The 7,998-nt window shown below is 60.0% G+C and carries 8 protein-coding genes; 7 read left to right on the forward strand and 1 reads right to left on the reverse strand.

The genetic code is table 11. The features are described from left to right. The first annotated feature begins 114 nt into the window (after window positions 1–114). The gene (locus tag BSP239C_RS18555; RefSeq protein ID WP_101574829.1) at window positions 115–1,221 is read left to right on the forward strand and encodes a quinone-dependent dihydroorotate dehydrogenase; all 1,107 of its coding nucleotides are present in this window, start codon (window positions 115–117) and stop codon (window positions 1,219–1,221) included. On the opposite strand, the gene BSP239C_RS18560 is transcribed toward BSP239C_RS18555, so the two are convergent. Further along, on the reverse strand, window positions 1,196–1,756 hold the full coding sequence (locus tag BSP239C_RS18560) for a DUF3043 domain-containing protein (RefSeq protein ID WP_257930285.1): 561 nt from the start codon (window positions 1,754–1,756) through the stop codon (window positions 1,196–1,198). The two genes, BSP239C_RS18555 and BSP239C_RS18560, sit on opposite strands and share 26 nt — an antisense overlap. A 77-nt stretch (window positions 1,757–1,833) precedes the next feature. On the opposite strand from BSP239C_RS18560, the gene BSP239C_RS18565 reads away from it, so the two are divergent. The 6 genes from BSP239C_RS18565 (at window position 1,834) to BSP239C_RS18590 (ending at window position 7,424) form a co-directional block, all read left to right on the forward strand. Continuing rightward, complete coding sequence (locus BSP239C_RS18565; RefSeq protein WP_101574831.1) at window positions 1,834–3,207, forward strand: dipeptidase; 1,374 nt, start codon at window positions 1,834–1,836, stop codon at window positions 3,205–3,207. Window positions 3,208–3,291: 84 nt separating this feature from the next. Further along, a complete protein-coding gene (locus tag BSP239C_RS18570; protein WP_101574832.1) occupies window positions 3,292–3,645 on the forward strand; it encodes an iron-sulfur cluster assembly accessory protein in 354 nt (117 codons plus the stop codon). Window positions 3,646–3,681: 36 nt separating this feature from the next. Beyond that, a complete protein-coding gene (aat, locus tag BSP239C_RS18575; RefSeq protein WP_101574833.1) occupies window positions 3,682–4,350 on the forward strand; it encodes a leucyl/phenylalanyl-tRNA--protein transferase in 669 nt (222 codons plus the stop codon). A gap of 109 nt (window positions 4,351–4,459) precedes the next feature. Further along, complete coding sequence (gene coxB / locus BSP239C_RS18580; RefSeq protein ID WP_101574834.1) at window positions 4,460–5,332, forward strand: cytochrome c oxidase subunit II; 873 nt, start codon at window positions 4,460–4,462, stop codon at window positions 5,330–5,332. Further along, on the forward strand, window positions 5,329–7,026 hold the full coding sequence (gene ctaD, locus BSP239C_RS18585; protein WP_101574835.1) for a cytochrome c oxidase subunit I: 1,698 nt from the start codon (window positions 5,329–5,331) through the stop codon (window positions 7,024–7,026). Before coxB ends, ctaD begins: the two co-directional genes overlap by 4 nt. After that, window positions 7,023–7,424 carry a cytochrome c oxidase subunit 4 gene (locus BSP239C_RS18590; protein WP_101574836.1) on the forward strand — a complete coding sequence of 134 codons (402 nt, stop codon included), beginning with the start codon at window positions 7,023–7,025 and terminating at the stop codon, window positions 7,422–7,424. The genes ctaD and BSP239C_RS18590 overlap by 4 nt, the downstream gene beginning before the upstream one ends. Window positions 7,425–7,998 lie beyond the last annotated feature (574 nt).

Below are 7,998 nucleotides of genomic sequence, written 5' to 3' on the forward strand. Positions count from 1 at the left end.
TCGCGGAGGATGGATAAACTGTGACCATTCGGACCAGGCAAGTGCGTGAATTCCTGGTAGCCGTGGACCGTGCCGTCCTGGGGTCACATCGCCACCTGACATATTCTGGTGGGTGTGTACTCACTTTTCTTCAAACTCTTCTTTGCCCCCATGGACGCCGAACGCGCACATCATGTGTCGTTCACAGCACTGAAAATCCTCGATTCCATCCCCGGTCTGGGCCGACTGCTCCGGATCGTGCTGGCTCGCGGTACCCGCGATGAGGTCGAAGTGCTGGGCCTGAAGTTTCCCAATCGCCTCGGGCTGGCGGCTGGATTCGATAAGAACGGTGAAGGGATTCGCGCTCTGTCGACGATGGGCTTCGGCCACATCGAGGTCGGCACGATCACTGCTCATGCTCAGCCCGGCAACGAGAAGCCGCGACTGTTCCGTCTGCGCAAGAACATGGCGCTGCTCAACCGGATGGGATTCAACAACCAGGGTGCCCGGCAGGCCGCCTTCAACATCGAAGAACAGCGGAAGTCCCTTGCCTTTCTGCCCTCGGCACAGCGCCCGATCGTCGGGATCAACATCGGCAAGACTAAGGTCGTCGAAGCTGCTGACGCCGTCGAGGACTATGCGAGTTCAGCGCGGTTCTGTGCGCCTCTGGCTGATTACCTCGTCATCAATGTCAGCTCGCCGAACACTCCGGGTCTGCGTGACCTGCAGTCCGTGTCGAGCCTGGAACCCATCATCGACGCGGTGCGCTCTGCCGCCGCCGAGGTGGTCAAGACTGCTCGTTCCACGCTCGGTCACGTGCCGCTGCTGGTCAAGATCGCACCCGATCTCAATGACGAGGATGTCGCCGAGATCTGTGACCTCGCCATGCGTTCGGGAGTCGATGGACTCATCACCACCAACACCACGATCAATCGCGACGTGCTCAACGGCCCGGAAGCGGACTTCGCTCGCGGTCAAGCCGGGGGCATCTCGGGACGACCCTTGGCTGCGCGGTCGCTGGAAGTCCTTCGTCTGGTCAAGGCCACCGTCGGCGACAACCTCAGCATCATCTCCGTCGGCGGAATATCTGATGCCAATGACATCAGCGCCCGGCTTGCGGCGGGCGCTGATCTGGTTCAAACCTATTCGGAGATGATCTACTCCGGGCCGTTCTGGCCCGGACGGATCATTCGCGGAGCCCGTTCCCGGACTCTGCTCACTTCGGGTACTGGCGGCGCTTGACCTGAGGTTTCGGCATGCGCAGCGGACGAATCTGGACGCTGCGCATGATTGCGTAGAACGCCAGGCCACGTTCGACGGTTCCGAACTTGGCTTTCAACCGTCCCTTGAGGATGTAGTTGACGATCACTCCATCGAGGATGACCAACGCCAGCAGACCCCAGACCGCGTAGGTGAAGTACTGCTGAATGGCCACCGGCTGCGTGAATGCCACCACCAGGATCAGAATCGCAGCGGGGATGAAGAGCTCTCCGATGGAGAAGCGCGCGTCGATGTAGTCGCGAACATAGCGCCGCTGCGGGCCTTTGTCGCGGCGCGTGAGGTACTGTTCCTCACCGTTCATCATGCCGATGCGGGCACGATCGCGGTCCTTGCGCGTCTGTTCCTTGGCCTTCTGGTTCGCCACCTTGCGATCCTTCGAAACCAGCGGCTGTTTGCGCACCGATTCCTGCTGACTGCGTTTGGGCGTCGGCCGTCCTTTCTTCTGCTCAGCCTCACGCTGCGAGGCAGCGCCAGGGTGTGAACCGTCATCGTTCACCGGTCGATTGTCGGAGGATTGCGCATCCTCAGGAGATTTTTTGCTTCCGAACACCTAATGAATACTACCTTTGGAGAATGAGCGAATCGACTTCTGCACTGGACAGTGCACAATTGCATACCGAACTCGACACCATCTTCGATGAGGTCATCGACCAGCTGACCGATCTCGTGGCGATCCCGTCAGTCGCCTGGCCCAGCTTCGATCCCGCAAACGTTCGGACCAGCGCCGAGGCTGTGGCCGGACTTGCCCGAGATTTGGGGCTCGACGTCGAGATCCTGACCGCAGCGCAGGAAGACGGCTCCGAAGGCTACCCGGCCATCGTCGCCTCGGTGCCGGCTCCTGCAGGCGCACCGACCGTGCTTCTCTACGCGCACCACGACGTTCAGCCTCCGGGCAAAGCCGAAGCCTGGAACTCTGAGCCTTTCGTTGCCACCCGAACGGGGGAGCGGCTCTACGGTCGTGGAGCCGCCGACGACAAAGCCGGCATCATGGTCCACCTCACCGCTCTGCGTCTCCTGGCAGGCCGCCTCGGCGTGGGTGTGACTCTCTTCATCGAAGGAGAGGAGGAGGCTGGCAGTCCCAGCTTCCGCAACTTCCTTGAGACATATCAGGACAAGCTCGCCGCCGACGTCATCGTCGTCGCTGACTCCGGCAACTGGGCGGCCGGCACACCAGCACTGACGACGAGCCTGCGCGGTATGTGCGCTATCGAATTTGAGATCTCCACGCTCGATCATGCCGTGCATTCGGGAATGTACGGCGGGATCGTTCCCGATGCGATGCTGGCGATGACACGGGTGCTGAGCACTCTCCACGATGAGGACGGCTCAGTGGCCGTCAGCGGTCTTAAGTCACAGACCAGCAGTGACATCGACTACGAAGAGGCGACGATCCGCGCCGACTCCGGTGTTCTCGAATCGACCTCACTCATCGGTTCCGGCTCACTGGCCTCACGCCTGTGGACTCAGCCGTCGATCACTGTGATCGGACTCGACATCCCCGAAGTCGACGTCTCCTCGAACACTCTGCAATCCAGCCTGCGGGCAAAACTGTCGATCCGTCTGGCACCCGGAGACACTCCGGCCAATGCTGTTGAGGCAGTCGAGAAGCATCTGCGCGAGAACCTTCCCTTCGGCGCCACACTGACCATCGGAGACACTGAGGGCGGCAGTCCGTGGCAGGCGGATCTGGACGACCCGGTGGTGCAGACCGCAGAACGCGCTCTCACCGAGGCCTGGGGACAGGAATCCGTGACTATGGGCATCGGCGGTTCGATCCCGTTCATCGCCGATCTCCTCGAGGTGTTCCCGCAGGCATCTATTCTGGTCACGGGAGTTGAGGACCCGGATGCCAGGGCCCACAGCGCCAATGAGTCGCTGTATCTGCCTGATTTCAAGGCCGCGATCGTCGCCGAGGCGCTGCTGCTGCAGAAACTGGCAGCGAGCTGAGGCCGGCTCGGGAATAGGTTCACCGACCAGAACGTTGTGGTCGGTGTAGCCTGGAGACAGGCAGGATCGAAATAAGGAGTAACCATGACTGTGACGAACGAAGCGATGGCCACGCACGAGGTCGAACTCTCGAGCACGGCTGCTGACAAGGTGCGCAGCCTGTTGCAGCAGGAAGGTCGCGATGACCTGCGTCTGCGTGTGGCCGTTCAACCCGGTGGCTGCTCTGGTCTGATCTATCAGCTGTACTTCGACGAGCGGCAGCTCGACGGTGACGCAGTACGAGACTTCGACGGCGTCGAGGTCATCGTTGATCGGATGAGCGTGCCTTACCTGGGCGGCTCGACCATCGACTTTTCGGACACCATCGAAAAGCAGGGCTTCACGATCGACAACCCGAACGCGGGCGGCTCCTGCGCATGCGGCGACTCATTCCACTGATGTCAGCCCGCTGAAACAGACCTGAAAGTCACTGAGATGGACCTGGAGGATCTGCGCGCCGTGTCATACACGGCAACGCAACCCCAGGTCCTCTCTTCGTATCGGGCCGGACTCTTTCCGATGGGAATCGGCAGTGGCGGTATCGGACGCATGGGGTGGTGGGCTCCGCGACGACGCGGAGTCCTGCTCCCCGGCGACCTCAAAGTCAGCAAGAGCCTGCGCAAGTCGATGCGCAGATTCGAATACAGCGTCAACACTGATTTCGAGCAGGTCATCCGAGCCTGCGCAGACCCCAACAGGCCCGGCAGCTGGATCACCGAGGACATCATCCGCCTCTATCAGGGTCTCCACAGGGCCGGGTGGGCACACTCCGTGGAGGTCAGGTCCGAGGGCGTCCTCGTCGGCGGTCTCTACGGAGTCGCCATAGGCTCGTTCTTCGCCGGAGAATCGATGTTTCACACGCAGCGCGATGCCTCCAAAGCGGCCCTGGTGCATCTGGTGTCCCTCTTCAACGGAACGACGTCCCCAACGGCCCCCACCTCGGTCGACGCTGATTACGATGGTGGTGAGTGGCTCATCGATACTCAGTGGCAGACATCACACCTGGCGAGCCTCGGCGTGTCGGAGATCAGTGGTCTCGACTACTCTGCCCGGCTAGATTCCGCTCTCCGTGGGGATCGTTGTCAGGTTATTCTCAACAAATGATCATTTGCATGTGAATTTCTACCGCTTGTAGCGGTACTCTGGTAACTGACATAGTAAGAATTCGTCTTTCGGGCACCCGGACGGCGAATAAGGTTGTGAAAGGCTGCACGTGGATTCTCCGAATCAGGCAGGACCGGGAAGGTCCTGGGCGAAGCGGCTCGGCACTCTGGGCGCCGTCGCTGTACTGGCGTTGCTGTCCGGCTGCACGAAAGAGCAGATCTCCACAGGGTTCTTCCCCGCCGAGTCGAAGGGCGCCACCAACCACACCGAGGCATACACCTCCCTGTGGAACGGTGCATGGATCGCCCTGCTCATCGTGGGCTTGATCGTGTGGGGACTCATCCTGTGGGCGATGGTCGCTTACCGCCGCCGCAAGAACGATCGCGGACTGCCTGTGCAGCTGCGCTACAGTATGCCGATCGAAATTCTGTTCACGGTCACTCCAGTCATCTTGGTCCTCGGATTCTTCTTCCAGAGCGTCCAGGTCATGGAGAAGACCACCGACGACACCACACCCGGTGACCAGGTCATCGAAATCGCCGCAAAACAATGGGCATGGGACTTCAACTACGTCAATCAAGACGTGTACTTCGCAGGAACGCAGGTAGCGCTCGATGGCACGGAGAAGCCGGGGGAGAAGGCACCGACCCTCTACCTCCCGGTCGATACCGACCTTGAGATCAAGTTGCGCTCACGCGATGTCATCCACTCGTTCTGGGTCCCCGCTTTCCTCGAGAAGCGCGACATGATTCCTGGTCACGACCAGAGTCTGCATCTGCGCGCCGAGAAAGAAGGCGAGTACGTGGGCAAGTGCGCTGAGCTGTGCGGTGAATACCACTCCGAAATGCTCTTCAATGTGAAGGTCGTATCTAAGGACGAGTTCGAGGACTACACCAAGTCCCTCGCCGACGACGGCAACAAGGGTCAGCTCGGACCTGAGTACGATCGCAACTGGTACCCGAAAGAAGGTGCTGAAAAATGACCGCAACGATGAATCAGTCGGCCCTTGACGCCCCTGTTGTTCCGCGGAGCAAGGGGAAGATCATCGTCGACTGGGTTACGTCGACCGACCATAAGACGATCGGGTATATGTACCTGATCGCGTCGTTCCTCTTCTTCTGCGTCGGCGGCGTCATGGCCCTCATCATCCGTCTCGAGCTCTTCGACCCGGGTATGCAGATAGTCGAGACCAAGGAACAGTACAACCAGCTGTTCACGATGCACGGCACGCTGATGCTGCTGATGTTCGCGACTCCGCTGTTCTCCGGTTTCGCCAACGTGATCATGCCGCTGCAGATCGGCGCACCCGACGTGGCGTTCCCGCGTCTGAATGCGTTCGCCTTCTGGATGTATCTCTTCGGCTCCCTCATCGCCATCTCCGGCTTCCTCACCCCTCAGGGTGCAGCCTCGTTTGGATGGACTGCGTACGCGCCTCTGAGCAATACAACCTTCACCCCGGGCGCCGGCGGAAACCTCTGGGTTCTCGGCCTGGCGTTGCAGGGAATCGGAACGATCCTCGGATCAGTCAACTTCATCACCACGGTCATCACGATGCGTGCTCCTGGTATGACCATGTTCCGTATGCCGATCTTCACCTGGAACACGCTGATCACCGGCATTCTGGTTCTCATGGCCTTCCAGCCTCTCGCGGCCGCATTGCTGGTCTTGGGAGCTGACCGAATACTGGGATCCCATGTCTTCAGCCCCGGGAACGGGGGACCGATCCTCTGGCAGCACTTGTTCTGGTTCTTCGGACACCCTGAGGTTTACGTGATTGCCTTGCCGTTCTTCGGCATCGTGACTGAGATCTTCCCAGTCTTCAGCCGCAAGCCAGTCTTCGGCTACAAGGAACTGGTCTTCGCGACGATTGCTATTGCTGCCCTGTCCGTGACCGTGTGGGCTCACCACATGTACGTCACAGGAGTTGTGGCGCTGCCGTTCTTCGCGTTCATGACGATGCTCATCGCAATTCCGACTGGCGTGAAGTTCTTCAACTGGGTTGGCACCATGTGGCGAGGGTCGATCACCTTCGAGACCCCGATGGTTTGGTCCATCGGATTCCTCGTTACCTTCCTGTTCGGTGGTCTCACCGGCGTCATCCTGGCCAGCCCTGCTCTCGATATGCAGGTCTCGGACACCTACTTTGTGGTTGCTCACTTCCACTACGTGGTCTTCGGTACCGTCGTGTTCGCGATGTTCGCCGGATTCTACTTCTGGTGGCCGAAGTGGACAGGCAAGATGCTCAACGAGAAGCTTGGACTCATCCACTTCTGGATGCTGTTCATCGGTTTCCACGGCACCTTCCTCGTCCAGCACTGGTTGGGTGTCGACGGAATGCCCCGTCGTTACGCGGACTACCTCCCTCAGGATGGCTTTACCTGGATGAACCAGGTGTCCACTGTCGGCGCAATGATTCTGGGTCTGTCGATGGTTCCGTTCTTCTGGAACGTGTGGATCACCGCACGCAATGCACCGAAGGTCACGGTCGACGATCCTTGGGGTTACGGCGGTTCACTGGAGTGGGCAACATCCTGCCCACCTCCACGCCACAACTTCACCTCGTTGCCCCGTATCCGTTCGGAACGTCCGGCATTCGATGTGAACCATCCCGAACTGCTCGAATACGCCGGGCACGGCACCCCTGAACCGCAACTCGCCGGAGGTAATGTCAAGTGAAGTCGTCGATCACTCTTTTCCTCGTCAACGCAGTGTTCTTCGTGATTGTCGCCGTTGCCTATGGCCTCTACACGGACTTCGGCGAAATGGTTGGTTTCCCCGCTTTGCTTCTCACCGGTGGCATGTCAGGCATGGTCGGTGTCTACCTGTGGCTGACCGACCGTCGTGTCGGTCGCCAGCCACAGGACTCCGAGCAGGCAGAGATCTCCGATGCCGATGCGGACTACGGCTTCTTCAGCCCTTGGAGCTGGTGGCCGATCGCCTGTGCAGGTGCGGCAGCTGTGGCCTTCTACGGAATCGCCATGGGTTGGTGGATCTTCCCCTTCGGCGCCGTCCTCGGCCTCGTCGCTCTGGTCGGACTGTCGTACGAGCATGATCGTGGGGATCACGCCCACTGATTTGCTGCAAAGCGAATACTGATTACAGATAGTACTGATGGCCCGGACTCATACGAGTCCGGGCCATCAGTGCATTCACTCATGCAAGGGGATCCGTGACTCTCTTGTCCCGAAGCTGCGATCGTGTGCTGCGGCCGTGTGAGAGTTGTCCTTGGACACTGCGATGTCTTCTTTGGTCCGAGTCCTCGTCTGCCTCTGTCTGTGCGCGCGAAGGCGGGTGCACCAGTAGCTTGTACAGTCCGGCCGAGGCCATTGTGGGCCTCGGCAAGCCTTTGTTCCCGCCCTTTGCCCGTCCGAGGGCTCAGGCGGGCCTGCAGAGGCTGGTGACGCGTGTGGTCTCATCGGTGCGAAGAGGACACCGGTGATCGCGTCTCCCTCGTCCCATCCTCGATGCATGTCGGCGCCTCATCCATCTTCGCGAGAAATCGTTTCGTGGCCGTCGACGGGTGATTGGGCCCCTGTTAGCAGTCCAGCGGCTATGCGATAGCTAATTGGTTCTCTGCACTCCAGCGTTCCCAGCATCTCGACGGTGTTAATCCGTCGAGGGATCCGTGGGGCCGTTCATGATTATAGA

This window comes from Brevibacterium sp. 239c, assembly GCF_900169365.1.
Lineage (GTDB): Bacteria > Actinomycetota > Actinomycetes > Actinomycetales > Brevibacteriaceae > Brevibacterium.